Annotated in this window: 23 protein-coding genes; 13 read left to right on the top strand and 10 right to left on the bottom strand. The window is 60.4% G+C overall.

The genetic code is table 11. The annotated features are described in order from the left end of the window. Positions 1-74: 74 nt before the first annotated feature. Positions 75-773: a helix-turn-helix transcriptional regulator gene (locus tag YU3_RS0124080; RefSeq protein ID WP_027168627.1), complete on the bottom strand. Its 699-nt coding sequence runs from the start codon at positions 771-773 to the stop codon at positions 75-77. A 221-nt stretch (positions 774-994) separates the two neighbouring features. Between YU3_RS0124080 and YU3_RS37385 the strand changes: the two genes are divergently transcribed. Next, on the top strand, positions 995-1,903 hold the full coding sequence (locus YU3_RS37385; protein WP_051334069.1) for an HWE histidine kinase domain-containing protein: 909 nt from the start codon (positions 995-997) through the stop codon (positions 1,901-1,903). Between the two features lies 1 nt (position 1,904). On the opposite strand, the gene YU3_RS0124070 is transcribed toward YU3_RS37385, so the two are convergent. Continuing rightward, on the bottom strand, positions 1,905-2,561 hold the full coding sequence (locus YU3_RS0124070) for a response regulator transcription factor (RefSeq protein WP_027168626.1): 657 nt from the start codon (positions 2,559-2,561) through the stop codon (positions 1,905-1,907). Positions 2,562-2,987: 426 nt separating this feature from the next. Here YU3_RS0124070 and YU3_RS0124065 point away from each other — a divergent pair, with 426 nt between their 5' ends. From YU3_RS0124065 to YU3_RS0124035, 7 genes are all read left to right on the top strand, one after another. Next, on the top strand, positions 2,988-3,710 hold the full coding sequence (locus YU3_RS0124065; RefSeq protein ID WP_027168625.1) for an NDP-sugar synthase: 723 nt from the start codon (positions 2,988-2,990) through the stop codon (positions 3,708-3,710). Between the two features lie 38 nt (positions 3,711-3,748). Next, positions 3,749-4,885: a DegT/DnrJ/EryC1/StrS aminotransferase family protein gene (locus YU3_RS0124060; RefSeq protein WP_027168624.1), complete on the top strand. Its 1,137-nt coding sequence runs from the start codon at positions 3,749-3,751 to the stop codon at positions 4,883-4,885. Next, positions 4,882-5,556, top strand: a complete 675-nt coding sequence (locus YU3_RS0124055; protein ID WP_027168623.1) for a sugar transferase — start codon at positions 4,882-4,884, stop codon at positions 5,554-5,556. The genes YU3_RS0124060 and YU3_RS0124055 overlap by 4 nt, the downstream gene beginning before the upstream one ends. 67 nt (positions 5,557-5,623) lie before the next feature. Continuing rightward, on the top strand, positions 5,624-6,628 hold the full coding sequence (locus YU3_RS0124050) for an SDR family NAD(P)-dependent oxidoreductase (RefSeq protein WP_027168622.1): 1,005 nt from the start codon (positions 5,624-5,626) through the stop codon (positions 6,626-6,628). Continuing rightward, positions 6,625-7,890: a hypothetical protein gene (locus tag YU3_RS39665; RefSeq protein WP_027168621.1), complete on the top strand. Its 1,266-nt coding sequence runs from the start codon at positions 6,625-6,627 to the stop codon at positions 7,888-7,890. Before YU3_RS0124050 ends, YU3_RS39665 begins: the two co-directional genes overlap by 4 nt. Further along, the gene (locus tag YU3_RS0124040; protein WP_027168620.1) at positions 7,877-9,139 is read left to right on the top strand and encodes a polysaccharide biosynthesis/export family protein; all 1,263 of its coding nucleotides are present in this window, start codon (positions 7,877-7,879) and stop codon (positions 9,137-9,139) included. The genes YU3_RS39665 and YU3_RS0124040 overlap by 14 nt, the downstream gene beginning before the upstream one ends. Positions 9,140-9,199: 60 nt before the next feature. Further along, positions 9,200-9,892, top strand: coding sequence for a class I SAM-dependent methyltransferase (locus tag YU3_RS0124035; RefSeq protein WP_027168619.1), 693 nt, complete (start codon positions 9,200-9,202; stop codon positions 9,890-9,892). 19 nt (positions 9,893-9,911) lie between these two features. Here YU3_RS0124035 and YU3_RS0124030 read toward each other — a convergent pair whose 3' ends face one another. From YU3_RS0124030 to YU3_RS0124010, 5 genes are read right to left on the bottom strand one after another with little or no spacing between them, the layout of a single operon-like run. After that, positions 9,912-10,187 carry an acyl carrier protein gene (locus YU3_RS0124030; protein WP_156913582.1) on the bottom strand — a complete coding sequence of 92 codons (276 nt, stop codon included), beginning with the start codon at positions 10,185-10,187 and terminating at the stop codon, positions 9,912-9,914. Between the two features lie 51 nt (positions 10,188-10,238). Next, positions 10,239-11,792, bottom strand: coding sequence for an AMP-binding protein (locus YU3_RS0124025; RefSeq protein WP_027168617.1), 1,554 nt, complete (start codon positions 11,790-11,792; stop codon positions 10,239-10,241). Next, the gene (gene asnB / locus YU3_RS0124020) at positions 11,789-13,810 is read right to left on the bottom strand and encodes an asparagine synthase (glutamine-hydrolyzing) (protein WP_027168616.1); all 2,022 of its coding nucleotides are present in this window, start codon (positions 13,808-13,810) and stop codon (positions 11,789-11,791) included. Before asnB ends, YU3_RS0124025 begins: the two co-directional genes overlap by 4 nt. A gap of 5 nt (positions 13,811-13,815) precedes the next feature. Next, positions 13,816-14,799, bottom strand: coding sequence for an NAD(+) synthase (gene nadE, locus YU3_RS0124015; RefSeq protein WP_036259387.1), 984 nt, complete (start codon positions 14,797-14,799; stop codon positions 13,816-13,818). Further along, on the bottom strand, positions 14,796-17,375 hold the full coding sequence (locus tag YU3_RS0124010) for an AMP-binding protein (RefSeq protein WP_348631188.1): 2,580 nt from the start codon (positions 17,373-17,375) through the stop codon (positions 14,796-14,798). The genes nadE and YU3_RS0124010 overlap by 4 nt, the downstream gene beginning before the upstream one ends. A 308-nt stretch (positions 17,376-17,683) precedes the next feature. Here YU3_RS0124010 and YU3_RS0124005 point away from each other — a divergent pair, with 308 nt between their 5' ends. Continuing rightward, complete coding sequence (locus tag YU3_RS0124005; protein WP_027168613.1) at positions 17,684-18,703, top strand: NAD-dependent epimerase; 1,020 nt, start codon at positions 17,684-17,686, stop codon at positions 18,701-18,703. Positions 18,704-19,620: 917 nt separating this feature from the next. Here YU3_RS0124005 and YU3_RS0123995 read toward each other — a convergent pair. The 3 genes from YU3_RS0123995 to YU3_RS0123985 all read right to left on the bottom strand — a co-directional run bounded on the left by YU3_RS0123995 (position 19,621) and on the right by YU3_RS0123985 (position 21,907). Then, the gene (locus tag YU3_RS0123995) at positions 19,621-19,839 is read right to left on the bottom strand and encodes a hypothetical protein (RefSeq protein ID WP_027168612.1); all 219 of its coding nucleotides are present in this window, start codon (positions 19,837-19,839) and stop codon (positions 19,621-19,623) included. Between the two features lie 67 nt (positions 19,840-19,906). Continuing rightward, positions 19,907-21,535 (bottom strand): chaperonin GroEL, encoded by a 1,629-nt coding sequence (gene groL / locus YU3_RS0123990; protein ID WP_027168611.1) that lies wholly within the window; start codon positions 21,533-21,535, stop codon positions 19,907-19,909. A gap of 57 nt (positions 21,536-21,592) precedes the next feature. After that, positions 21,593-21,907, bottom strand: coding sequence for a co-chaperone GroES (locus YU3_RS0123985; protein WP_027168610.1), 315 nt, complete (start codon positions 21,905-21,907; stop codon positions 21,593-21,595). A gap of 324 nt (positions 21,908-22,231) precedes the next feature. Between YU3_RS0123985 and YU3_RS37375 the strand changes: the two genes are divergently transcribed. The 4 genes from YU3_RS37375 to YU3_RS0123965 all read left to right on the top strand — a co-directional run bounded on the left by YU3_RS37375 (position 22,232) and on the right by YU3_RS0123965 (position 24,818). Next, positions 22,232-22,579 (top strand): hypothetical protein, encoded by a 348-nt coding sequence (locus YU3_RS37375; RefSeq protein WP_245273642.1) that lies wholly within the window; start codon positions 22,232-22,234, stop codon positions 22,577-22,579. Positions 22,580-22,586: 7 nt separating this feature from the next. Beyond that, a complete protein-coding gene (locus tag YU3_RS0123975; protein WP_027168609.1) occupies positions 22,587-22,865 on the top strand; it encodes an usg protein in 279 nt (92 codons plus the stop codon). Positions 22,866-23,365: 500 nt separating this feature from the next. After that, positions 23,366-23,974, top strand: coding sequence for a LysE family translocator (locus YU3_RS0123970; protein WP_245273641.1), 609 nt, complete (start codon positions 23,366-23,368; stop codon positions 23,972-23,974). A gap of 526 nt (positions 23,975-24,500) precedes the next feature. Continuing rightward, complete coding sequence (locus YU3_RS0123965) at positions 24,501-24,818, top strand: DUF768 domain-containing protein (RefSeq protein ID WP_027168607.1); 318 nt, start codon at positions 24,501-24,503, stop codon at positions 24,816-24,818. Positions 24,819-25,074: the final 256 nt, after the last annotated feature.

Below are 25,074 nucleotides of genomic sequence, written 5' to 3'. Positions count from 1 at the left end.
TTGCCTGACCAAACCCAGAGCCGGTGACGCGCCGCAAAGTGGAGGCGCACGGGACAGTCGGAAGCGTGCCGGCTCTACGGCAGCACCGAGATGCGCCCTAGGAGGGCGACCAGTTCCGCCTGGCGCCTCGTCTCCGTCTTGGCAAACAGCGACGCCAGCTGGGTGCGGATCGTGGTCCGGCTGAGCCGGCTGCGCTCGGCAATTTCCAAGGGGGCATCGCCACTCGCCAAACGCAACGCCAGATCCGTTTCGGCGCAGGTCAATCCGAACATTTTCCGCAGGGTCTCCGGATTAGGCCCGGTTCTCGGCTGACGGTCGAGGAGCGCGACAATGATAGACCCATCGGGGGTGACGACGCCTTCTTCATTCATGACAACCGGCCGATCCCCGGCATTGCGGATTACGATCCAGGACAATGATCCGGCTACAAAATGAGTAGGAACGCCCGCTGTCAGGCTCCGTAGCGCCGCCGATAGGTCGCCAGGCGAATCCAGACAATCCTCACAGGCGGTGAGGATGCTTTCGGCTGCCGCATTCCATTCGAGCACCCTTTTTGACTCGCTCAGCACAAGCCACCCACAGCCTATGCGCTCGAGCATGCCGGTTATGGAATCAAGGCACGGCCGCACGCATTTGCTCGTTGTGATCGGACTGATGGTTTTGCGAGAGGCGTCTCTGGCGAAAGCAGCCGCTGTTCTGCTGCCGGAGCCCGCCGCTATCATGCCAGATGTCGCGATCATTCTCGTGTCGTTGCGCCCGCTGACCAGATTCATGGATCATCCATCCTCGTTATCCATCTCTGCTATCCGTGCTCGACGATCGATAGCCAGAAGGTTGGGTACTGGTTTTTATAAGGCCTCGATTTTTGGCGACCTGAAAGCAGGCAGACGTATTAGCTGCAGGCTCGACGGTCTAACCTCGACGGGCTAAGCCGAAAGTTGTAGTTAGGTTGGATGAGGATGCCGAGGGAGGTACAATCCTGTCGCGAGCTCACTTGGCGTCGACGGCTGTACTGGTCGCTACGCTGCTCTTTGAGGTTAGTGTTTCCCTAGCGGGCGCCACGGACCCAGCCTTCCTCGAATTTATTCCGGCGATCGTCGTCATCGCCTTCCTGGAAAACCGCCGGATTGCGCTCGCATCAACGCTTTTGATGGCGGCCGCCGGCCTGGGTGCCCGGATAATTGTGAATGGCCAAATTCTCGCCGATGAGTGGGTACGCGCAATCCTGCTCGTGCTTTCCGGCGGGATGATCGCCTTTCTTTTGGACCGGTCCAGCCGCCAATCCGCACTGTTGCGCGCGGCCGTAAGGAAGCAAGAAAAATTGATGCTGGAACAGCGTCACCGGTTCAGCAATCTGTTCCCCGTCATCTCGGCGATAGTGAAGATGCTCGATGCGCCGGAGGGCGATCTCGCCAATTTCAAAGAAACTCTCGTCGAGCGAATTCGCGCGCTCGAGGCGACGCATACGCTGCTCATGCACAGCGCTGAGGGATCATCCACCATTCATGATCTCATCGTTCAGGAACTCAAGCCTTTCCTGGAAGCGGGCAAGGCAACGATCACAGGCCCTGACATCAAGATTTCAGGCGGGGCGGCGGAGAGTTTTGCAATGATAGTCCACGAACTCACCACCAATTCGATCAAGCATGGCGTGCTCGGGGATGCGCTAGGCAAGGTTGACGCACGTTGGGCTCTTGCGCCAGGCGGGCAGAGCGACGAGATCGTTTTTGACTGGATAGAAACGGGGCGCCGACGCGCAACTTCGATCAAGCGCCAGGGTTTTGGATCGATGATTCTTGGAGCCGACGGAACGCCTCTTCTCGGTCATTCCTCGCAATTCGAAATCAGGGAGGATGGATTGCACTATTCCCTCCGGCTGTCGCCGAAGGAAGTCCAAGCTTAGCTCACACTGTTCCCAACCAAGTCTTTATCAGAACTGCGGCTTCCGTGCGGTTTCGAACCCCTAATTCCCGCATAATTGCGGCCGCATGAATCTTCGTCGTAGCCTCGGCGATGTCGAGATCTCGCGCAATTTCCTTGTTTGAATATCCTTCGGCCATCAGCCTCAGAACGTCCTTCTGCCGGGATGTGAGCCTTTCGAGAGCGCCGGTACCGACGCTGCTCCCGTGACGGATCTCGGGCGTCTGCTCGTGCGTTCCCAAGTGCCGCGACAGGAGCGCCGGGACGTAGATGCGACCTGACAGGATTTCCTTGACTGCCAGCACGACCTCGTCATCCGTTTGCGATTTCACGATATAGCCGTGCAGCCCCACATTGAGAGCAGTCAGGATTTCGGAGCGTGAATCGTTTCCGGAAACAATCGCAAACCGCGTGTCCGGGTACGCCGCTAGGACGTCGCTCAGCACTTCTTGCGTGAAGAGCCCCGGCATATTCAGGTCAAGCATCGCCAGGCTGACGCATTCCTGTTCGGCAAGGAGGCTAACCACCGCATCGAAACATGTTGCTTCGAATATCTCGATGTCCTCGATGCCGGCGCTCAGCGCCAACCGCAAGCCACGCCTGTACAGGCCGTGATCATCGGCGATGACGATCTTGTACATCTCACCCCAACGCACACATCTCCGGCATGCAGACACCGACAGGCGTCCAGAACGTTATTTTGGAAGCGAAGTCGTTCTGTGACGATACCGGTTTGGCCCGCTGCCGGACCAAAAAAACCTTGACCCTCTCAACCCTCTCGTAAACCTTTTCCAGGTCGCAGACTACTCCGCGTTTACCATGATGCAAAGTCAGACCTTGGTCTGTTGCACCGCACCCGACATGGCGGCTTCCAACCGTTTTGCCACCCGCCACCTCCGCAGCGCGCCATTCGAACGCACGACGACACGTCTGCTGCCCGGGCGTAATTTCGCACCTAATTCGGAGCACGTCCGGCAGCCCAAACCTCATAATCCAGCCGGGCGCGTGAACTTCGGACGCTGAGCTTGATTGTTGGACTGTATGGCCTTGTGCGCAGGGAGTGTCATATGAAAGCGGTTATCCAATGCGGTGGGATGGGCATGCGCCTGCGCCCGTTCACATCGGTTCTACCAAAGCCTCTGATGCCTATCGGCGCTCGACCAGTGCTTGAGTTGCTGCTTAAATGGCTACGGCGCAACGGTATTGAAATCGTCTACGTCACAACCGGCTACCTGGGTCATCTGATCCGCAGCGTGTGCGGCGATGGTTCGCAATGGAACCTCAAGATATGCTACACACAGGAAATGGAACCGCTCGGGACCATCGGCCCACTCTCCTTGATCAGAGAGGAACTGGATGAACCGTTTCTGGTCCTCAACGGCGATGTGCTAACCGACCTCAGCCTCAGCCGTTTCGTGGCGGCGCATCGCGCGCACAAGGATCTGGTTACAATCGCGACGGCAGCGCGTGTAACCAAAATGGACTTTGGCGTCATCGACGAGGTTAATGACACTGTCCAAGTGTTTCGCGAAAAGCCTGCTCTCACGCATCTGGTAAGCATGGGAATTTACTGCATGGATCCAGCCGTTCTGCAGTTCATTCCATCGGGCATTCCCTTCGGATTCGACGATCTCATGCTGCAAATGCTGCAAGATGGGCAGATCGTGCATGTCTATAAGCATGAAGGTCTTTGGTTGGACATTGGCCGCGTCGAAGATTTTCAGAAGGCGCAAACGATTTCCTGGGAGGAGCAGTCGGCTTCCATAGAGGTAGCCGCGGCTGCTGCCTGAGGCCGTTTCGAGGCGCGAGAGTTCACCGGGAGGTTGGGATGCTCTTGGTTAGTGCCCCCGTGTTGGGTGTGCCAGAGAAGGCCGCTTTGTCGAAGGTGATTGACAGCGGCTGGCTGACGATGGGCGAACGCGTCAGAGCATTTGAGGAGGCATTTGCAGCGGTGCACGGCGCCGATGATTGTGTCGCCGTCGCCTCCTGCACCGCAGCCCTGCACCTCATCCTCCATGGACTTGGAATCGGACCCGGTGACGAGGTCCTGGTGCCTTCACTGACGTTCGTGGCGACTGTGAACGCAGTCTTGTATGTCGGGGCCAAGCCTATCTTCGTCGATATAGAATCCGATGACGTGCCTCTGATGTCGGTCGAAGATGCGGAGGCAAGCTGCACCTCCCGCACCAGGGCCGTGATCCTCGTCCATTTCGCAGGCTATCTCGCAAGCAAGCAGGAGTGGCAGACATTCGCAAGTGTGCGAGGGCTCTACATCATCGAGGACGCCGCACATGCTCCTGGCCTGAAAGAGGTGGGGACTTATGGTGCGGCGGCGGCGTTCAGCTTCTACGGCAACAAGAACATGACCACCGCCGAAGGCGGCGTTGTCATTACGCGCGACCCCGGCTTACGGGAGAAGATTCGCCTGGCGCGTGGCCATGGCATGACCACCGGCACGCATCAGAGACTGAACAGCCGCACTGCGCAATATGATGTGACCATGCTGGGCTTCAATTATCGCATGGATGAAATGCGGGCTGCCATCGGCCTGGTGCAACTGCGCAATTTGCAGGAATGGAATGAGGTCAGGCGCATACTCGTCGCGCTGTATCGACGCCTCATCGCCATGCGCTGCCCAGCCATCTCGATGCCGTTTGTCGAAGCGCGCACCTCTGCCTATCACATCATGCCGATCCTTTTGCCGCGCGGCGTCAACAGGCAAGATGTCATCGATCAATTGCGGGCGCAGGGCATACAGACGACAATTCACTATCCGCCGGTGCATCATATGACGTTCTACCGGGAGCTCTTTCCCGGAGTTCACCTGCCGCGGACGGAGGCTTTCGCCGACCGTGAGCTGACCATTCCGCTCCATCCGCAGATAACGTCTCCCGTGGCGGAGGCAGTGGTGGATGCCCTGGCATCCGCCCTCAACAGTTGCGCTCGGGCAGGGGCTGCGGCATGAATGCGTTTGACATGCCCCTTGGCCGGCTTGCAATGCGCCGCGCAAGCCATGGACTTTGCCGACGCGCCATGGACATCATCGCCGCGTTCGTCGGCCTCGTTGCCCTGTCACCGCTAATGCTGTTTGTCGCAGTGGCGCTGCTGATCGAAAGCGGTCGTCCACTGCTTTTTGTTCAGCCTCGCATAGGCGCCTGCGGTCAGCTTTTCCAGATGTACAAATTCCGAAAATTCTACCCGCGGTGCGATGCGGGAGGCCTTGCGCTCACACTTGCCAACGACGCCCGGATGACGACGGTGGGCAGGTTTCTCGCTTTCAGCAAATTGGATGAATTGCCGCAGTTGTGGAACGTCCTGAGAGGCGAAATGGCACTGGTCGGCCCGCGTCCCGAGAGTTTGTCTTTCGCCGAGTGCTTCAGGGACGGCTACGAAGCCGTCTTGCAATACAAGCCAGGCTTGTTCGGCCCTGCTCAGATCGTGTTCCGCCATGAGGCTCTATTCTATCCTCCTGATGTCGAGCCGACCGTTTTCTACAAGGAAGTCCTGTTTCCGGCAAAGGCCAGGATCGATCTCTCTTATTATGGTCGCCGGACCATCATCTCGGACGCAGCCCTCGTCATTCGAGGTGTTTTCATCGTCCTCGGCATGGCCGCGGAACATCCAAGCGATACTTGAGCCTTTCTGATGATGGTTCGCGGTATTCGCAAAGTGAGGGTCAAGGCGGTGCAGGAATTGTCTGGTCATGACTTATAAGGGCAAAAGAGTTCTGGTCACCGGCGCGGATGGGTTCATAGGATCGCACCTGACCGAAGCCTTGGTTCGCGCCGGTGCCGATGTGACGGGGCTGGCTCTCTACAATTCCTTCGACAGCCATGGGTGGTTGGATGATCTGCCGGACGAGATCCGAAGCCAGCTCAGGCGCGTCCGCGGCGACGTTCGCGACAGTGCGTTCCTCAACAGGATCGTCCGTGGCCAAGCCGTCGTGTTTCATCTCGCGGCGTTGATCGCCATTCCGTACTCTTACGCAGCCGCCGAATCCTATGTAGCGACCAACGTCATGGGTACGGTAAATGTTCTCGAAGCGGCTCGCCAGTGGGATACGGAGCGTGTGGTGCATACCTCGACCAGCGAGGTCTACGGCACCGCTCTAAGCATGCCGATCAGTGAATCCCATCCGTTGCAGGGGCAATCGCCATATTCGGCCTCCAAGATCGGGGCCGACATGATGGCGGAGTCCTACGCTCGATCGTTTCATATGCCCGTCGTGGTGCTTCGTCCGTTCAACACATTCGGACCGCGGCAAAGCGAACGGGCAATCGTGCCGACGATCATCAGGCAGGCCCTCGATCCGAAATGTCCAGCCATCATGGTGGGTGACACCAGCCCGGTCCGCGACCTTACCTTCGTTGAAGACACCGCGGCGGCGTTCCTCAGTGCAGGCTCTGCCGAGCTGGAATTCGGGCGTGCCTATAATGCCGGAAGCCAGCAGGCCGTGACGATATTGGACGTGCTGGACCTTGTGCTGGAGCTGAGCGGTTCCAACAAGCCGGTCCATCGCGACGAGGGGCGGCTACGGCCGCAAAATTCCGAGGTGCGGGCTCTGCTGGCAAATTCATCCCGGCTTGAGGCCGCGACGGGATGGAGGGCACAGACCAGTCTGCGCGAGGGCTTGAGCCGGACCATCGCGTGGTGGCGGGCACGCCTCCGTGAGGGCCTTGTACGTCGTGAGATGGGCTACATGACATGAGGCTTCCCGCGCTTGCTGCTCTACTGCTGGTTTGCGTTGCGGCGCTCCTAAGTCTTCGGACGGCCGGCGGTCAAGGAAGCAACACATCTACCGGCTTCGTGGCGCCGGTGGCGATGGCTTTGCCTGGTTATCGTCATCCCGCGACCGACCCGGCATTTGGCACAAGCTTCGTTCGGATCACCAAGCCCGGGGCTCTCGGAAATGGTGTCGTCTGCGGGCCTAAACTTTGCAGCCATCGCTATTCGAGCGCCCAAGCCTGGAACGCGGACCAGACATTGCTCCTCCTCGACAACGGCTGCAACGGAATGTGCTTTCTCGACGGGCACACCTATGTGGCGCTGTTTAGTCGCAACAGAGGAGGGGAATGTGAGTGGCACCCCCGAAATCCCGACCTGATGATCTGCGTTCAAGGCCGGACGATTTCAACCTGGGCGCCACGAACGAATAAGGAAGAAATCCTGTTCATCTCAACGGCGTATCACGATCTGAGATTTGGGCCATCAAAAGGCAATCCCAGCCGGGACGGCAGCCGGATCGCGGTCCGCGCAATTAGCAAGGACGGCAAAGACGTTGTTTTTGCCTATGATCTAAATCAACGGTTGAAATTCCCGGACATCGACCTTGCTCAAGTTCCCGGGACGACGAGTTCCTGTACGATTTCTCCACTCGGAACGACAATTCTGTGTTCTCCAAACCAGATTGACGGCACCGAACAAAGAGTCATTTTTGCCGTTGACGGCACTTTGCGTCAGAGATGGACTGACCATCATCGGCCCGGTCACGGCGACATGACACTCGACGACGACGGAAGCGAGATTTTCGTTGGGATCAGCAAATCAGATCCAGACAAGTATCACATCGTCAAACGCAGGCTGTCGGACGGGAAAGTCACTTCCCTTACCGCGTTCGGCGAGGCCGAGCATGCGTCAACCCGCGCACTGAATAGGCCCGGGTGGGCATTCGTAAGCTATGGGGGCGACCCGGACGAGATATCGGCCAATCCAACCTGGGCTCCCTATGCACGCGAGGTCATTGCGCTTCGGATCGACGGCAGTGGCGCCGTCCGACGCATTGCGCAGACACGAAATGTTCCATTCGATTATTGGAGCGAAACACATGCCTCGCCTTCTCCGGATGGCTCGCAGGTAATTTGGTCAAGCAATTGGGGCGTGCCTGGCGGGCCAGTTTACGAGTTCGTGACCCGTCTTGACTGGCCCGAACAACACGGCCCGAAGGAGCTTGTTGCGAATGGTCAACCTTAGCCGACTCTTCCTTGCGGTTCTTGCTCTGCTCAGCACTCTGCCTGTGGCCGTGGCGGCCGATCCCTCATCAGCGTATCGGATTTCACCAGGAGACACGGTCGAAATCGGAATAACATCCATTCCCGACCGAACGCAGCGCGCGGTTGTCCAGATCGATGGCACGATCGCGCTGCCTGAAGCCGGCACGGTTTCAGTCGGCGGCCTGACTCCTCCCGAATTGCAGACCCGCATGCAGGCGATTCTGCCGACCAAGATCTTTCATATCCGCATGCCCGATGGCCGTGAACAGATGGCGGTTGTCAGACCGAGCGACGTGACGGCCGTCATTGCCGAATATCGTCCCGTCTATGTAACCGGCGATGTGCTCACCCCCGGACAGCAGGCCTATCGTCCGCTCATGACCGTGCGACAGGCGATCGCTGTGGCCGGCGGCTTCAGCCTGTTGCGGGCGCGGGCCAACCAGCCGGGCCCGGATCCGACGGATCTGCGGCGCGACTATGAGATGATCTGGGGAGAATACACCAGGGACTACTTGCACAGCGCGCGCCTGCGCGCGGAGCTCGACAAGCAGGAAAGCTTCGACATGCAGCCTCCGCAAGGATCGCCGCTTTCCCCTTCGCTCGCCGCGGGGATAGCGAAGGCCGAAGCGGAGGCGCTCAAGCTTTCCCTCGGCAATTTTCGGCAAGAGCAGAGCTTTGTCGAAAAAGGCGCCAAGGATGCCGCAGCGCAGATCGAAGCGCTAGTGAAGCGCGCGCAGGATGAATCGGATGGGGTAAAGGCTGACGAAGAGGACCTGGAGCAGGTCACTAAGCTGTTCAAGGCTGGCAACCTGACGAATAACAGGCTCGCCGACGTGCGACGCGCCGTCCTGCTTTCGTCCAGCCGGGCGCTGGAAACATCGGTCGAGCTCATGAGAACACGGCGCCAGCAGGATGATTTTGCCAGGCAGCTCGAGCGCAACGAGAACCAAAGGCGCATCGCCTTGCTGAACGAATTGCGGGACGCCGAGGTTCGGCTGGCCGACATCGGCACCAGGCTTCGCGCAGCAAGCCAGAAGTTGCAGCCACTCGGTGCAACCGCCGCGCCGCTTTCAATCGCCGGCGAAACCGTTCGAGCTCAGATGACGATCGTCCGCAACGTCGATGGGCAATGGCGCAAGCAGGTTTCCGGGGAGGACGCCGAGGTGGCGCCGGGAGATACGATCGAAGTCAGATTCAGCAACGAATTGGAGAGCGCAGCGGCACAATAGCTTAAGCTTCGTGCTTCTGCGTCGTCCGGCGAGCGCCCGATCTCGTTGTGGAGGCAAGCCTTGAGCAAGGATGTCGATGTCGCTGACGCCTATAGCAAAGGTAGCGCGACCTTCATGGGAATGGAGATGCTTGTTGCATCCGGCGCGCTTGTCCCGAGGCCGGAGACGGAGCTGTTAGGCTCAACTGCCGTCGACGTCTTGCATCAAATGAACCTGCCGGCTCCTCGCGTTATCGATATGTGCTGCGGCGCCGGCAATCTTGCCTGCGCTATCGCCCATCAGCTCCAGACGGCGCGGGTATGGGCAAGCGATCTTACCGATGCATGTGTCGAGGTGGCGCGCCGGAATGTCGTCCACCATGGGCTAGCCGACCGGGTTTCGGTGCTGCAGGGCGATTTGTTCGAGGCTCTTTCCACCGTGGTGCCGCAAGGCACGATCGACGTCATCGTATGCAATCCGCCTTACATTTCGGAAAAACGGCTTGAGGGCGACAGCTCTCATCTGGTCGCTCTCGAGCCGCGCGAGGCTTTCGCGGCCGGGCCCTACGGCATCGCCATCCATATGCGGGCAGTGAAAGATGCTCACCGCTATCTGCGGCCCGGTGGCGCCCTCCTGTTCGAGGTCGGCCTGGGTCAGGATCGCCAGGTCGCAAGCCTGCTGGAGCGCAGCAGGGGCTACGACAAAATCCGCGTCGTCAGCAACCTAGCCGGCGAGCCGCGCGTCGTGCTCGGATGCGCAAAGCCGCAGGCCTGAGCAACCCGCAGCTCGGATTTCATCCTCTCTTGCGCGCAATAAAGTGCGCTATTCCCTGGATGGAATCGAGGTTCTCCGGCAAGAGCTCACTGTCTTCGACTATAATGCCAAAGGTCTCCTCGATGAAGCCGATGATCTCGAGCACGCCGGTGGAATCGACGATGCCCTGGTCGAGCAGCGATTCCGTCGTGCTGAGGGATTTGACGTCGGCGATGTAGAAGTTCGATGCCAGGAAATCCCGGATTTGTTTCGTATAAATGTCGCTCGCGGGCTTCGTCACCAAAATCGAATCCATCAATCCACCTCCGGCAAAAAGGAAAATACGGTCCGCGCCGTCCAATGAGCGCTAGGAAAGAGCTGCCTTCTTGAGTTTCCCGGTGTCGGTCATCGGCAGGCTGGGTACGATGACGATGGACTTCGGGACCATGAAGTTTTCAAGCCGCTTCTGGCATTCCAACTGCAACTGCTTCTCGCCGACAACCCTTCCCTGCTCGACAACGACGAACGCCTTCACCGCCTGGCCCAGAAGATCGTCGGGGACACCGACCACCGCAGCCTCCTTGACGCCCGGAATATTCACCAGGACGTTTTCGACTTCCTTCGGCGCAACTTTCTCGCCCCGGGATTTTATGATCTCGTCGCAGCGACCGACGAAGTAGAGATAGCCGTCCGCGTCCATTCGGCAGTAGTCTCCGGTGTAGAGCACCTGCTCGCCCGGCACGGGGCCGGGCTTCAGCTTCCTGGCGGTCGCCTCCGGTTTGCCCCAGTAGCCCTTCATCACCGTCGCGCCGCGGATAACAAGCTGGCCGACAGTCCCGGGCTCGACGCGCCTGTCGTTCTCGTCGATGATCCACATTTCCGTGTTGGGGATCGCGATCCCCACGCTCAGCGGTTTTCGCTTCAAATCTTCCGGCGGCAGGTAGGTGCAGCGCTTGCACTCGGTGAGGCCGTACATTGAATAGATGCGGGCGCCCGCAAACAGATCCCCCAGCATGGCGATGTGCTTGAGCGGCAGGGCAGCCGCGGTATTGGTTACATAGCGGATGCTCGAAAAGTCGTGATCCCTCAGCGATTTTAGCTCCGCAAGCGATGCGAAGATGGTCGGAACCCCAGGGAAGCCTGTAATCTTCTCGTCCTTAATGATCTGTAGAATCTGCGCCGGAAAGGCGAAAGAGCGTTCGAGGACGAGCCGAGCTCCGGTGCGGAACGCCATCAGCATCTGATAGAGGCCGTAGTCGAAGGCGAGGGGCAGAACGTTGAGGATCACGTCATCTTCGCGAAGCTCCAGATATGACGCTATCGACGTGCATGCCGCGGTCATGTTGCGATGCGTCAGCATCACGCCTTTGGGCTCACCTGTGGACCCCGACGTATAGATGATCGCGGCGAGGTCGATGTCGATCGATTTGCGTTCCGGCGCGGCTGGTGTTCTTTCGGCCGCTGTTTCCCAGCGCATCGCGCAGGGCAGCCGGCTGAGCTGGTCGTCATTGATCGGCCCCGACACGATCATCTTGCGCAGCGAGCGACAATTGTGTGCCGGCCCCTCGAACACGGAGCGCAGATGCTGGTCGGTGATCAGCGCCGCCGGTCGGCAATCGCTAAGAAGGTAGTCGAGCTTCTGGCTTTTGGTGAGCGGGTTGACGATGCATACGACGGCGTTGGCCTTCAGCACCGCCCAGAAGCTGACGACCGTCTCGACTGTGTTGTCGGCGAAGATCACCACCCGGTCGCCGCGTTGCACGCCGGCTGTTACCAGACATTGTGCGAGCCCGTTGGAACGCTCGTCGATTTCGGCGTAGGAGACGCGTTTCCTGTTGCAAACCAACGCCACCTTGCCGCCGAGCCGGCCGGCGGCGTGGATCAGGTAATCATGCAGCAGCGGTACGGCACCATCGATCATGCCGGCGCCCTTTCCCGATGTTCGTAGTCGACGTCGACGACGAGATCCCGCCTTGTCGCGCCGGCCGGCCGGCTGGCGACAAATTGCTGATGCAGAAGCTGTGTCGACAGAACGCCGACCAGGGCCATGTTGTCGAAATTCGACATGTCGCCCCCGCCGGTTCGAGTTCGGCACTTTCCGACCAGCCGGCTCACCGACTGGGGATCGAAGACGCCGGCCGCCCGCACGGCCGTCTCGGACAAGGCATCACCAATGTAAGCCGGCGCGCCGTCGCCAAAGAAGCTCATCGCATTCGGCGCCCGGTAAGGCTGTTTCTTCCGGGCGACGACCTGCGGCGGCAGGATGGACAATGCGACGCGTTTCAGCACGTGCTTCTCGTCGAGACCCCGCAGCTTGTAAGCGTCCGGAAGCGCATTCGCCAACGCGACGACGTTGTCGTCCAGGAATGGAAAGCGGCCCTCGATGGAATTGGCCATCAGCATCCTGTCGCCTTGCGAGGAGAGCAGATAGCTCGACATCAGAGTCCGAATCTCCAGATACTGGTCCTGGGCGAGGAAACTCCAGCGCTTGAATTCGGCCGGCAGCGTGGAGAGCAGTTCAGTCACGGCGTCGTGACGCTCGCAGGCGGCGCACATATCCGGGCAGAACAGGCGCTTGATGGCGCTGGTGGTACGCCAGCGCGTGTCATGCGCAAATCCGGCTACAGCGTGGGCCTCGATGTTGCGGCCGAAGAATTGCCGGGCCAGCGCCTGCTGATGGACCGGTGAACGCGACAGGTAAGGGTAGAGCCGTTCGAGCAGCCGAGCGCGCCCGGTCGAAGCCGGCTGGCGTCCCCAGAAGCGGCGCACCTTACCCTCGCGAAACAGATCATAGCCGGCGAACATCTCGTCGGCGCCTTCGCCGGTCAGCACCACCTTGATACCGTGTTTCCGCACCAGCCTTGACAGCAGGAAGAGCGGTGCCGGGGCGGTCCTTAGGACTGGCCGCTCGGTGTGGTGAATCACCTCGGGGAATATCTTCGCGATGTCGCTGCGCGAAACGATCAGCTCATGGTGCTCGCTCCCCGTCCTGGCGGCCACGAGCCGCTGGAAATCAGTCTCGTCATATTCGGCATCCGCAAAACGGAGCGAAAAGGTCTGGAAACGCTCACCGGCGAAGCGTCTGCCGAGTGTGGCGAGGACGGAACTGTCCAGCCCGCCCGACAGATAGCAGCCAACCGGCACATCGGCCTGCAAAATTCGCAATGCCGTCGCGGCTTCGAGAGCCAGCCGCACCTCGTCGACCGCCTCGTCCAAGGAGCCGCTAAATGGGCCTTGGTCCTGATCACGAGTTTGCGGGAAGCGCGGTTGCCAGAATGGGTATTCTCGCGCCACACCTTTCTCATAGAGGCGCACATGTCCGGGCGGGAGTTCGCGGATGCCTTGGAATACGTTCCGCGGAGCAACGGCCGCCCACATGGTAAAGGTCTGATCTATGCCTGCCGGATCGAAGGCGCGGGGGATTGCGGCCTCGGCCGCGAAAATCGCTTTGACTTCGCTCGCAAAAAACAGGCGGCCGCCATGCTCGCAAAGATGCAGTGGGCAAATGCCGTAGCGGTCGCGCGACAATACCAGCCGGCCTATAGTCGGATCCCAGATTGCCAGCGCCCATTGGCCGTTCATGCGCTCGAAGGCGGCCTGGCCCCACTCCCGATAGGCATGCAGGACGACTTCGGTGTCGCTGCGGGTGCAGAACCGGTGGCCAAGGGCGAACAGCCTGTCGCGCAGTTCGAGATAGTTGAAAATCTCGCCATTGAAAACAATCCACGCCGGGCCGTCTGCGTCGGCGAGGGGCTGCTGCCCATGCTGAAGATCGACGACCGACAAACGGGCATGCGCCAAGCCTGCGCGCCTGTCGCGGTACAGCCCCCGTTCGTCGGGACCGCGATGCGCCAGCGCGCCAGCCATGCGCAACAGTGCTTCGCGTGAAGGCGGTTCGGCGGTGGCGTTCAGCGCCAGTATTCCGGCGATCCCGCACATAGGCGTCAGTCCACATCCATCGGCACGGCCGGCAAGGGCCGAGCGTGCAGATAACGTGCTGCCCGGCGCTTGGCTTCGATGTCCTTGAAGACCTTCTCGACCTGGCCACCGGTGAGGCCCGCAGCCGCTGCGACCTCGTCGGCGCATAACCCATGGTTGACGCCGTAAAGGCACAGATCTGTCAGATGGTAAGGCAGCGCGAAGTAGAACTCCTCCTGGCTTTGCGCCATGGAGAACGTGTCGGTGGTCGGTGGCCTGCGGCGGATTTCTTCGTCCACTCCGAGATATTCCGCCAGCTGATAGACCTGGGTTTTGTAGAGGTGCACGATCGGCATGACATCGGCGATGCCGTCGCCTTGCTTGACGAAGAAACCCTGGTCGTATTCGAGCCGGTTCGGCGTTCCCGCGACAGCGTAGCCGAGGCGATCCGCGTGATAGTATTCGGTCATCTTGCGGATGCGCTGTTTGTAGTTGGTTGCAGCAACGATCTGCAGATAGGCCGCCATAGGGAGCCTAACCGTGTTGACATCGCCCTCGGGGTCTTGAACCGTAAGACGAGTGATGTTGAGGCCTTGGCTCTCCAGGACCGAGGTAAGCACCAGTTTGCACTTCCAACCCTCGTCATAGTTCGGAACGACGGAGCGGATGGCTTCGATCTGCCGGCGATAGGCGCCGATGGCATCAAGCGCGGAGGCTATGTCTTCAACCAGAGTGTCGATGCCCAGCTGGGCGGCGACGACGCGCCCGAGCCTCAGCGAGTCTCCGGAGGAGTCGCGCTCCGGCATGAAGATCCCCAGCACCTTGTCCTTGCCGAAGGCGCGCACGCACAACGCTGCGACGACGGAACTGTCGATGCCGCCCGACAGCCCGACCACCACGCCGCGCCGACGAAGCGTGACCAGAACCTGCTCACGCGTCGATGACACGATGCGGTCCGCCTCCGCGGCGGCATCCAATGCCAGCACTTCCTTGGTAAATCCCGAGATCACGCCGGCTGGCCCTCCAATTGCAGAGTTTCGGCCGTCGTATACGTTTGTAGGACGGCCTTTTCGATCAGCGGACGGTTGGTCGCGACGTGGGGCTCCACGACGAGGTCGATATGTGTGCCGACGATCGGAATCACCTGCAGGTCGCGAAATACTTGATCCCAGCCGATGGCGCGGGACATGCCGGGGCGAGTACATCGAAACAGCGTGCCATTGATCGGAAGCACGGCTTTGGGTTCTTCCAGCCAGCGGAAAAACGCCTGAGCCCGCAACACTTCCTGCAGTTCCAGCTTGATGCGGAAGCATGCTCCGTTGAACTGGCCTTCGGTGTAACGGTCGATCGCGCCAGCGAGACGGGCTTCGCAACCCATTCTGACCGCGATCTTCGCCAGGGCGCGGCAGGCGACGCGATGGAACGAGATGCGGTTGGACCGGAGCCGGCGCGCTGTGCGGGTGGCCGTGTCCCAGAGGCGGCTGCGCTCGCCCTCAAGGCTTGTGTCGAGGATGCCGAAGAACTTGACGGACCGTCCCGCCTTCAGCAAGCGCACCGCGACTTCCAGCGCGACCGCTCCGCCGAGCGAGTGGCCCAGCAGTCTGACATGTCCCGACGGCTGAGCTCGGCTGACTTGTAGGACCGCGGCGTCTGCCATGTTCGCGAGATCGTTTTGCCCGCTGAGGATGAACGGGAGGCCCGGATACCTGATTGGAACCACCTTTGCTGTTTTGCCCATAGCCGAGGCAAAGGCGGCAAGACTTGGACCGTAGCCGACAGAACCGGGAAACAGGAAAAGGAGCGGCGGGTTGTGCTCGGGCGCGACGTTGTCAGAAGCGGCTGCTTGCGCTGCCACGACCGCCTTGACCATCTCGTCGGCGCTCATCTCGACTGTGAAGCTCTCAAGCCCGAGTTCCTGGCCGATGATATTCTCGATCTCCATCACGCAGTGCAGCAGTTTCAGCGAGTCTCCCCCGGCCTCGTCCCACCTGCCCACGGCTGCTGGCGTGTTGAGAACTTTCATCCATGCCTTCCGCACCGCCGGACCTACTGCCGGATCGTTACCGGCACCAGCGTTTGACGAATCGACAACGGTAGCCGGCTTCCTGGCCAGGAGGTCCATCTTGCCAAGTTTGCCCAGGTCGATCTTTCCGCCGCCAAGGTATGGAATCTCGCCGACCCGGTGGAGCCGCAGAGGCCGCAACGGTGGGGGCAAGGCGTTTGCGATCAACTGGCGCAGGTCATCTACAAAGTTCAGACCCGCGCAATCGCTTGGCACAGCGAATGCGACAAGTTCCCTTGCCTCAGTCACGATCGCTACGGCGTCCTGAACCGATGGGGCGGATCGCAGTACCCTTTCCAGCTCAGCCGGCTCGATACGTCGACCATTGATCTTTATCTGCCGGCCTTTTCGCCCGATGATCCTCAACAGACCATCGCTGTCCAATCGCACGAGATCGCCCGTCGGAAAAATCCGCTCGTGCGGATTGCCGGTGTCCGCTTCGACATTGACGACGGCGCCATTCTCCCAATGTCCAAGGAGAACATAGGGGCTCTTGATTACAAGCTCCCCCGCCTCACCGGGCGGGACGACGTATCCCGCTTCGTCCACGACAGAGAAGGCGATCCCCGGCAAAAGGCGTCCAACCGGCACATCGGGCTCGGCGTTCGGTGGCTCCGGCGGCAGGAACCATTGCGATCCTGTCGTTTCCGTGGACGAATAGCCTATCTGGATGAGGCAATGCGGCTGGACGACTTTGCGCAGAAGGGCAATGTCGGTCCAAAGCACTTTCTCACCCCCGACGCGGACAACTCTAAGCGAGCTGAATGTATCGGCAGGAGCGTCGGCCATCAGCGTTCGAAGCAAAGCGGGCACGAGATACGTCACGGTCGTGCCCTGGTCTTGCATCCTCGTGCGAACGCCGCGCAGGCCGATCGCTTCCAATTCGACGAGCTGCAAAGTGGCGCCAGTAAGAATGGCCGCCAGAATCTCACGACAGCCGGCTATCGTGGCCAGACCCGCCAGAGGGAGGAAAACATCCTCCGAACTGATGTGACAGGCTTCGACATATTGTTGCACGCGCCACAGCAAACTGCGCTGGCTGTTAACGATGCCCTTGGGGCGCCCTGTGCTCCCCGAGGTATAAAGAACGATGGCCGGCTCGTCGACTGAGGGTCCTGGAAGGGGCGTCGCCAACAGATCTCGCTCAGAGGCCGAACTTATGCCCATATCGATCCATTGGATATCCGTAGTCAGGTCGCGGGGCCTGTCTCCCATGCCCAGCATGGCCGAGAGCTTGGCCGCTGACATGATCTCCTTGACCCGGTGACCGGGATCTCTCGCATTAAGCGGAATTGAAATCCGTCCGGCTGCCATCGTCGCGAGCATGGCGACGATGCTCCAGACGGAGCATGGCTGACAGATGCCGACCGGCCTACCTTCGGGAACGGCACCCGCAACGCGGCGCGATAGAATCTCGACGGCGGCGCCTAACGCCGAATATGAGAGTTCGTCCGTGCCGTCATGGATAGCGATCTTATGCGGATGCTGCCCTACGACGGCTGCCAGCCGAGGACCGATCCCCATATCCGCAAACCCGGCTGGCAATCGCGGATATGGCCGCAGCGCAGGTCCGCCCTGGTCCAGGGCATAATCACGCACTTCTGCCCACTTGGCGGGCCCCGGTGGAAGAGGAGCCTCATCAAGATCCTGGTCCGCTGCGGGTGCCTTCACATATGCCGGGAGCATGGCTTGCCTGAGCTAGAGATCAGGTTCCGTTATGGATCGCCTCCCCAGATGTTTCATCGATCATTCTGATGATGCTTCCCGGGATTATGGAGGCGAGGGTGGAAGGGCGTGTGAATCTGGTCACAGCTTAATGCTGGGGGCATGCATTGACGTCAAGCAGGCCGATTCTGGTCACCGGCGCAGCCGGCTTCATAGGTTTTCACCTCTGCCATAGGCTGCTTGCCGAAGGCCGGCAGGTTGTCGGCCTCGATTCCATGAACGAGTATTACGACATCGCCCTGAAGCGAGCCCGGCTCGATCGGCTGAAGGCGTTCCCGAACTTTCGCTTCGAGCATGCCGATCTCGCCGATAGCGATGGCATCTCGGGGGTCTTTGCGTCGGCCGCGCCGGAGATCGTCGTCAATCTCGCCGCACAGGCGGGCGTCCGTTATTCGCTGATCAATCCGCACGTCTATGCGCAAAGCAATCTCAACGGCTTCCTCAACATCCTGGAAGGATGCCGGCAGGCCTCGGTCGGCCATCTCGTCTATGCGTCGTCGAGCTCGATCTATGGCGGCAGCACGCGCATGCCGTTCTCCGTGCATGATTCCGCCGACCATCCCCTCAGCCTCTATGCCGCCAGCAAGAAGGCAAACGAGCTGATGGCCCACACCTACAGCCATCTGTTCGGGCTGCCGACGACGGGTCTGCGCTTCTTCACCGTCTACGGTCCGTGGGGACGGCCCGACATGGCTCTGTTCATCTTCACCAAGGCCATCCTCGCCGGCCAGCCGATCGACGTTTTCAACCATGGCAACATGCAGCGGGATTTCACCTACATCGACGACATCGTCGAGGGGGTGGTCCGCGTCATGCAGCATCCTGCGAGGCCCAATCCCGATTGGACAAACGCCGCGCCCGATCCCGCGACGAGCAATGCGCCATTCAGGATCCACAATATCGGCGACAGTTCACCGGTCGAGCTGAGCCGGCTGATCGACGTGCTGGAAGACGCGCTTGGGCGCAAGGCAATCCGCAACATGATGCCGCTCCAACCGGGCGACGTGCCGGCAACCTTCGCCGACGTGACCTCGCTCGAAGAGGTGATCGGGTTCAAGCCGAGGATCCCGGTCGAGATCGGCGTTCCGCGCTTCGTGGAATGGTATCGCGACTTCTATCGAGCATGATCCGGCTCCGGTCTACATCTCGCAACCAAGCGGCAGCTCCTTCCATTGGAGCGCTCCTTCTTCGCGGGAACCTTGTCCCGATCGCCCTCGCAGTAACATTGGTCGGGCTCCTTCTGTTCGACAGGCCACGCAAGAACGTGTCGCTGGACGGACCACCCGCTAAAAGCCACGTCCCTACGGACCAACCGCCGTGCATCTTCTGTCGATGATCCCGCACGATTGGAACGAAGCGAAGAACCACGCCCTGCTGCGCTGGTCTTCGAGGTCTTGCCAAGAGGCGGCGCGGCCGTCAAAGCGAGCTTCTCGTCAATGAGGAAAAACCCGGACCGGCGCCGGCCGCTCCTCAGCATGCCGATCGAGACGGAAGGACGAAACCACCCCGGTCGAATATTCGGCGGGGCTTCAGGATGCCGGATTTAAGCACCTCGAGACGGTCCGATTCGACGCACCCGCCGTGAACGGCGCCGTGATCGGCCGCAAGCCGTGAAGCACAAAGCGCACTGGATTAAACGCCGTTCCGACGGCGGCGTGGTTAAGGAGATTGCAGCCTATACAAACGGCTTCGGAGGGATCCCGGCAGCGAAGGCTGAGACAACCACGGGGCCCGGCGACTTAGCGTTTTCCGCGAAATTCGGGGGGCTCAAATCAGGCGGCGGCAGTCCTTTGTGCGCCTTTACCAGGGCTTCGAACCAGGCGGCGACGGGTCGTGGCACCGGCGCGCGTCCTTCAAGCCAGCGTACCACGTCGTTGCGCGGGCAGTCGAGCTCCTGCGCCACGTCGGCGGCCTCCCACCTCAATATCCTCAGGTATTCTCGCAGCCGTCCTGCAATCATGGTTGATCCTGTTCCCCGCGAAACATTGAGACTGTCTCGGTGCAATCGAATGGACCCCGCGAGCGGAGGTGAGGTCCGACTCGGTCAGCTCGGCGCCGACGTTTCCGCGGAAATCTGCTGTGCTGCAAGGAACATCAGTGTCGAGGCGACGGTTCGCCGGTTCCATCCGGCCGATTCGGCCGTGTCAAGCAAGCCGGTCAGCAGCGGCTTCAACGCGCTTCGGCATTCGGCTTCATAGGCGAGGAATTCGCTCGCCGAATGTGCCGGCGTCGGAATCGATCCGTTGCCATTCATTACGTTCATGCAGGCCTCCCATTGCTCCTGGTGAAGCGCCCGCTCCCTGGCAAGGAGCGGGCTTTTCGTCAGCGTCTTAAAAGTCCATGCCGGCGCCGGCTGGCATCGCCGGGGCGGCTTCTTTCTTCGGCTTCTCGGCCACCATCGCTTCGGTGGTGACGAGTAGGCCGGCGACGGAAGCGGCATCCTGCAGCGCGGTGCGCACGACCTTGGCCGGGTCGATCACCCCCTGGCTGTAGAGATCGCCATATTCGCCGGTTTGTGCGTTCCAGCCGAAGGCGAAGTCGGTCTTCTCGCGCAGCTTGCCGACGACGATCGAGCCTTCCGACCCGGAATTCTCGGCGATCTGGCGGGCCGGCGCCTCGATCGCGCGCCGCACGATATCGACGCCGTATCGCTGGTCGGGGTTGTCGACTGCGACCGCGTCAAGCGCGCGTGCGGCCCTGAGCAGGGCAACGCCGCCGCCGGGCAGGATGCCTTCCTCGACCGCGGCGCGCGTGGCGTGCAGAGCATCATCGACGCGGTCCTTCTTCTCCTTGACCTCGACTTCCGTCGCACCGCCGACGCGGATCACCGCGACGCCGCCGGCGAGCTTGGCCAGGCGCTCCTGCAACTTTTCGCGGTCGTAGTCCGAGGTGGTCTCCTCGATCTGGGCCTTGATCTGCGTGATGCGGCCATGGATCTCCTCCTTCTTGCCGGCGCCGTCGACGATGGTGGTGTTCTCTTTCTCGATCACCACCTTCTTGGCGCGGCCGAGCATCTCCAGCGTGACATTCTCCAGTTTGATGCCGAGATCCTCGCTGATGGCCGTGCCGCCGGTGAGGATGGCGATATCCTCCAGCATCGCCTTGCGGCGGTCGCCGAAGCCTGGAGCCTTGACGGCGGCGATCTTCAGGCCACCGCGCAGCTTGTTGACGACCAGCGTGGCCAGGGCCTCGCCCTCGACATCCTCGGCGATGATCAGCAGCGGCTTGCCGGACTGCACCACGGCCTCGAGCACGGGGAGCAGCGCCTGCAGGTTGCCGAGCTTCTTCTCGTGGATCAGCACATAGGGCTCGTCGAGCTCGACGCGCATCTTGTCCTGGTTGGTGACGAAATAGGGCGAGAGATAGCCACGGTCGAACTGCATGCCTTCGACGACTTCCAGCTCGGTCTCGGCGGTCTTGGCCTCCTCGACGGTGATGACGCCCTCGTTGCCGACCTTTTCCATGGCGTCGGCCAGGAAGCGGCCGATCTCGGCATCACCATTGGCCGAAATGGTGCCGACCTGGGCGATTTCATCGTTTTTGGTGATCTTGCGGGCGTTGGCCTTGAGTTCGGCGACGACGGCATCCACCGCCTTGTCGATGCCGCGCTTCAAATCCATCGGATTCATGCCCGACGCAACCGCCTTCGCGCCCTCGCGAACGATCGCCTGCGCAAGCACGGTCGCGGTGGTCGTGCCATCGCCGGCCAGGTCGTTGGTCTTCGAGGCGACCTCGCGGACCATCTGCGCGCCCATGTTCTCGAACTTGTCCTCAAGCTCGATTTCCTTGGCGACGGTGACGCCGTCCTTGGTGATGCGCGGGGCGCCGAACGACTTGTCGATGACGACGTTGCGGCCCTTTGGGCCGAGCGTCACCTTCACCGCGTCGGCGAGGATGTTGACGCCGCGCAGCATGCGCTCACGGGCGTCGGAATGGAATCTCACTTCCTTGGCAGCCATTGGATCACTCCTTCTTAGGCAGCTTTCATTGACTGGATTGGGTTGATTTGGTCCTGGTCAGGCGGCTTTCTTCAGCGTTGCAGTTTGCTCGATCACGCCCATCACGTCGCTTTCCTTCATGATGAGCAGATCCTCGCCATTAAGCTTGATCTCGGTGCCGGACCACTTGCCGAACAGGATCCGATCGCCGGCCTTCACGTCGAGGGGCACGAGCTTGCCGCTCTCGTCGCGGGCGCCAGGACCGATCGCAATGACTTCGCCTTCCTGGGGTTTTTCCTTGGCTGTATCGGGGATGATGATGCCGCCAGCCGTCTTCTCTTCGGCTTCGATACGGCGGACGAGCACGCAATCATGCAATGGACGGAACGTCATATCGTTCTCCTTCTGGACAAACAGATTGTGAGGGTCCTCCGCTCCGGACCGGCAGACCGGAGCGGGGCTCGCGCGACCCTTTCGGCATCGCGCGCATGTCGAGCTAATTTTGTCTTCTTCTACTTTCAAGAGGGTGTGGCAAATTTTTAGCACTCTCGATCATTGAGTGCTAGCGCACTGAAAACATGCGGTAAATTGGATCGCGCCGATAAGAAGGGGCTTGAATTCGCGATTGAGCTGAACAAGATTACCGGTACCCGGCAGCGCCGGGACCGCTGAGGAATTGGAACCCGAAACAGGAGTTTTTAGAGACGGAGGACGGAAATGGACCGACAGATGCTTTCGCCGATCATTCCTTCCCTAGCTCCCGAAATATCAGACCTTTCGCTCGACCGGCTGCTGTCACCGGCCAGCCATTTTCAGCACCCGAAGGATGTGCTGGAGGACGGCTCGCTCGACACATGCGAAAAGCGGGCGATCCTTTCGTCCTGGGCATCAGACGCCTGCGCCGTGGAATCGGTGCCGGCGCTGCGCCAGCCGCCCGGCGCTGGACGGCCGGTATCCTTCGACGAGATCATAGACGCGCTGCGCCGGCTCGATGCTGCTACCCCGCCGCCTGCCGGCCGCGCCGATCACGGCCATCGGCAGATGGTCGACCGGCTGAGCGCGTGAGGCAGAGATGGCGACCGCAATTAGCAGGGAATTCCGCTTGCAGATGGATGGCTATGGCCTGACCACCGCCGAGATCCATTACCATCTGCCCGACTATCCCAGTCTGCTTCAACTCTATGTCTGGCAGGACTACGACCTTGCTCCGGGTTTTCCGGAGCTGAGGGATTTCCTGGTTTTTTGGGAGCGCGAGCTGGCGGGCGCCTTGCACTCGGTGCGTGTCGCCCATCATCGGCTCATCAGGCCTTCGGAATGGCGGGCCGTCGACGGGATCATAGCGATCCATTGAAAATCGGCTCCCCAAGGCGGTCGTGTTTGCGGCCGCCGTCACAACGTCAAGGCGTTCAGTCCGTGCAGCTCCAAAATCGCCGAAGACTTCATCGCCAACCTTGCACAGTCACCCGACACATCGTGCGCCGGGCGTGCTGCAGCTATCCGTTTTCTTCCGAAACAGGAGACACATTAAGCGTTCTGATCAGTATGCACGCTCTGTTCGCTCGGTTTTCAGGGGACCTCAAGTCGTAATTGTGATGACACGACGGAGGGTTTGCCCCGCTCAATGCTACGATCCAAGACGCCGTCTGTAGCGCCTCCGAATAGGCTTGTGAGGCGGTGATCAAACTCTTGGTATGGCCAGCATATCAGACAGTTGCGAATGACGACTTCTGCGACGTTGGCGTGCCAGTTAGGTCGACTCGTTGATCGCTGCAGGCGGTGCGCTAAATTCCAATCAGTGGGTGTCGGCCAGGGGAGGTATACGTCATCGATCCCGTTCACTGGATAGCGTTCGTGGGAACGGTCATCCTGATGCAGATGCCGCCCGGCCCAGATAGCATGCTCGTAATGGCGCGCGGCATCGGGCAAGGCAGCTCGGTCGCTCTGCTCACGGTGCTGGGTATGACCGTTGGAGCGGGTATGGTGCAACTGCCTCTTATCGCGCTCGGCGTTACAACCCTCATAAAAGCGTCGCCGATTGCATTCGCTGCGCTTAAATGGATGGGAGCGGCCTATCTTGTCTGGATGGGCGCACGGCTGATCTTCTCGGCGAGCGACACTTCCGTCGAGCAAAACAAACGTCCCATCAGACCACTTGCTGCGGCACTCGACGGCATGATCGCCAATCTGATCAATCCATGGCCGATCGCCTTCATGGTCGCTTTCCTCCCGCAGTTCGTCGACCCGCACGGGACCTCGGTAGCGCTGCAGCTTTTGATGCTCGGAACAACTCAGAAGGCAACTGGCGTCCTGGTGTTGAGCGCCTATGCCTTGGCCTCTGGGAGCGTCGGGACCTGGATTATGGCACGGCCCAGAGCAAGGCTTTGGCAGCAGCGGATAGCCGGCGTCTTCATCGTGGGGCTTGGGCTGAGAATGATGGTTGGCGGCGGCGCAAGCCGCTAGAAGCATCCAAAGATCAATCAGCGTGATGTCGCGTTCGCGCGGCTGAGCAGTGCCGCTCCCTAAACCTAAATTTCATTAGAGCGGGGTCCCGCACCCGAATGTACCCATCGAGTCGAGGCAGGCAGTCATTCATAACAATGAAGGGCAGGCGGATCTCCCAATAGGCCCGAGCCTGAGGGGGAATTTCTCCGAAGCATCCATGAAGCCGATCGAGATGTAGAATTCGTTTGGCAAACTTTCATCGTGGAAGCCGATCGATGTTCCGCATTCGGCGCAGAAGAAACGGATCGCGCCCGTGATCTTCGAAAATGTTTTTTGCCTCGCGTCTAGCTACCGAAACGCATCGGGGAGCGGCCGGCACGCTGCTGCACAAGATATTGATCGTAGCATTAATTCTCATTCCAACTGGTGAATGGGGATGCTGGCCGCTGACCGAATGGCGGCATCCCGGGCGCGCTTCAACTCCTGTAGTCACATCGGAACCTCGGCGCCATGGCCCGGTTAACTTGCTGCGAGGAGGTGCTCCATGAATGCGACGAAAGAATTCCTGCGCAGCTGGCTGGAAGAGAATGTCGGCAACTTGCCGGCCGACACCGAGGTCAGCATTCCGATGCTGGCCCAGCAGTTCGAGCAGGATGCCGATGCCGCCGGCTACGGGCGCGAAGTGCGGGAGCAGGAGCTAGGCAACATTGACGACGCCATCCAGCGCGCCCTCGATAGAACCGGCGACGGAAACGAGGAGGCGGATCTCGGCGAGGAGAATTCACTGGCACCAGTCATCGATGCCCTGGAAGCAGCCGAGCCTGGACATGAGACTTCGGAGGATGCCGAGGGCCCGCAGTAATGGATCTGCGTGCATGCCGGAACAAACACCGATGCCAAAGGTTTGGCGGACAGATAATCCGTCGAAACAGAGAACGTATCGATGACGAAGTCTAATGAGAAAGCGAGCCCCGCCAGATCGGGATCTAGCAGCAGTCAGCCCGTCCGGCAAACGGCGACGGACGAACGTTTGCCGCAAGAAGATCCCGTGGAGGGATCTCGCAAGACGGTGGATCATGAACTCGATCGACAAAAGCAGTCGGCTGACACCGAGAACG

The sequence above is a fragment of the Mesorhizobium sp. WSM3224 genome (assembly GCF_000427725.1).
GTDB lineage: Bacteria > Pseudomonadota > Alphaproteobacteria > Rhizobiales > Rhizobiaceae > Mesorhizobium.
Note: the sequence above shows the minus strand (reverse complement) of the source record. Positions and strands in the feature narration are given on the sequence as shown.

Excerpts from the sequence above, each read along its gene's own strand:
- YU3_RS0124080 (WP_027168627.1), bottom strand. The coding sequence starts at position 773 with ATGAATCTGGTCAGCGGGCGCAACGACACGAGAATGATCGCGACATCT.
- YU3_RS0124070 (WP_027168626.1), bottom strand. The coding sequence starts at position 2,561 with ATGTACAAGATCGTCATCGCCGATGATCACGGCCTGTACAGGCGTGGC.
- YU3_RS0124065 (WP_027168625.1), top strand. The coding sequence starts at position 2,988 with ATGAAAGCGGTTATCCAATGCGGTGGGATGGGCATGCGCCTGCGCCCG.
- YU3_RS0124060 (WP_027168624.1), top strand. The coding sequence starts at position 3,749 with ATGCTCTTGGTTAGTGCCCCCGTGTTGGGTGTGCCAGAGAAGGCCGCT.
- YU3_RS0124055 (WP_027168623.1), top strand. The coding sequence starts at position 4,882 with ATGAATGCGTTTGACATGCCCCTTGGCCGGCTTGCAATGCGCCGCGCA.
- YU3_RS0124050 (WP_027168622.1), top strand. The coding sequence starts at position 5,624 with ATGACTTATAAGGGCAAAAGAGTTCTGGTCACCGGCGCGGATGGGTTC.
- YU3_RS39665 (WP_027168621.1), top strand. The coding sequence starts at position 6,625 with ATGAGGCTTCCCGCGCTTGCTGCTCTACTGCTGGTTTGCGTTGCGGCG.
- YU3_RS0124040 (WP_027168620.1), top strand. The coding sequence starts at position 7,877 with ATGGTCAACCTTAGCCGACTCTTCCTTGCGGTTCTTGCTCTGCTCAGC.
- YU3_RS0124030 (WP_156913582.1), bottom strand. The coding sequence starts at position 10,187 with ATGGATTCGATTTTGGTGACGAAGCCCGCGAGCGACATTTATACGAAA.
- YU3_RS0124025 (WP_027168617.1), bottom strand. The coding sequence starts at position 11,792 with ATGATCGATGGTGCCGTACCGCTGCTGCATGATTACCTGATCCACGCC.
- asnB (WP_027168616.1), bottom strand. The coding sequence starts at position 13,810 with ATGTGCGGGATCGCCGGAATACTGGCGCTGAACGCCACCGCCGAACCG.
- YU3_RS0124010 (WP_348631188.1), bottom strand. The coding sequence starts at position 17,375 with ATGGGGATCGGTCCTCGGCTGGCAGCCGTCGTAGGGCAGCATCCGCAT.
- YU3_RS0123995 (WP_027168612.1), bottom strand. The coding sequence starts at position 19,839 with ATGAACGTAATGAATGGCAACGGATCGATTCCGACGCCGGCACATTCG.
- groL (WP_027168611.1), bottom strand. The coding sequence starts at position 21,535 with ATGGCTGCCAAGGAAGTGAGATTCCATTCCGACGCCCGTGAGCGCATG.
- YU3_RS0123985 (WP_027168610.1), bottom strand. The coding sequence starts at position 21,907 with ATGACGTTCCGTCCATTGCATGATTGCGTGCTCGTCCGCCGTATCGAA.
- YU3_RS37375 (WP_245273642.1), top strand. The coding sequence starts at position 22,232 with ATGGACCGACAGATGCTTTCGCCGATCATTCCTTCCCTAGCTCCCGAA.
- YU3_RS0123975 (WP_027168609.1), top strand. The coding sequence starts at position 22,587 with ATGGCGACCGCAATTAGCAGGGAATTCCGCTTGCAGATGGATGGCTAT.
- YU3_RS0123965 (WP_027168607.1), top strand. The coding sequence starts at position 24,501 with ATGAATGCGACGAAAGAATTCCTGCGCAGCTGGCTGGAAGAGAATGTC.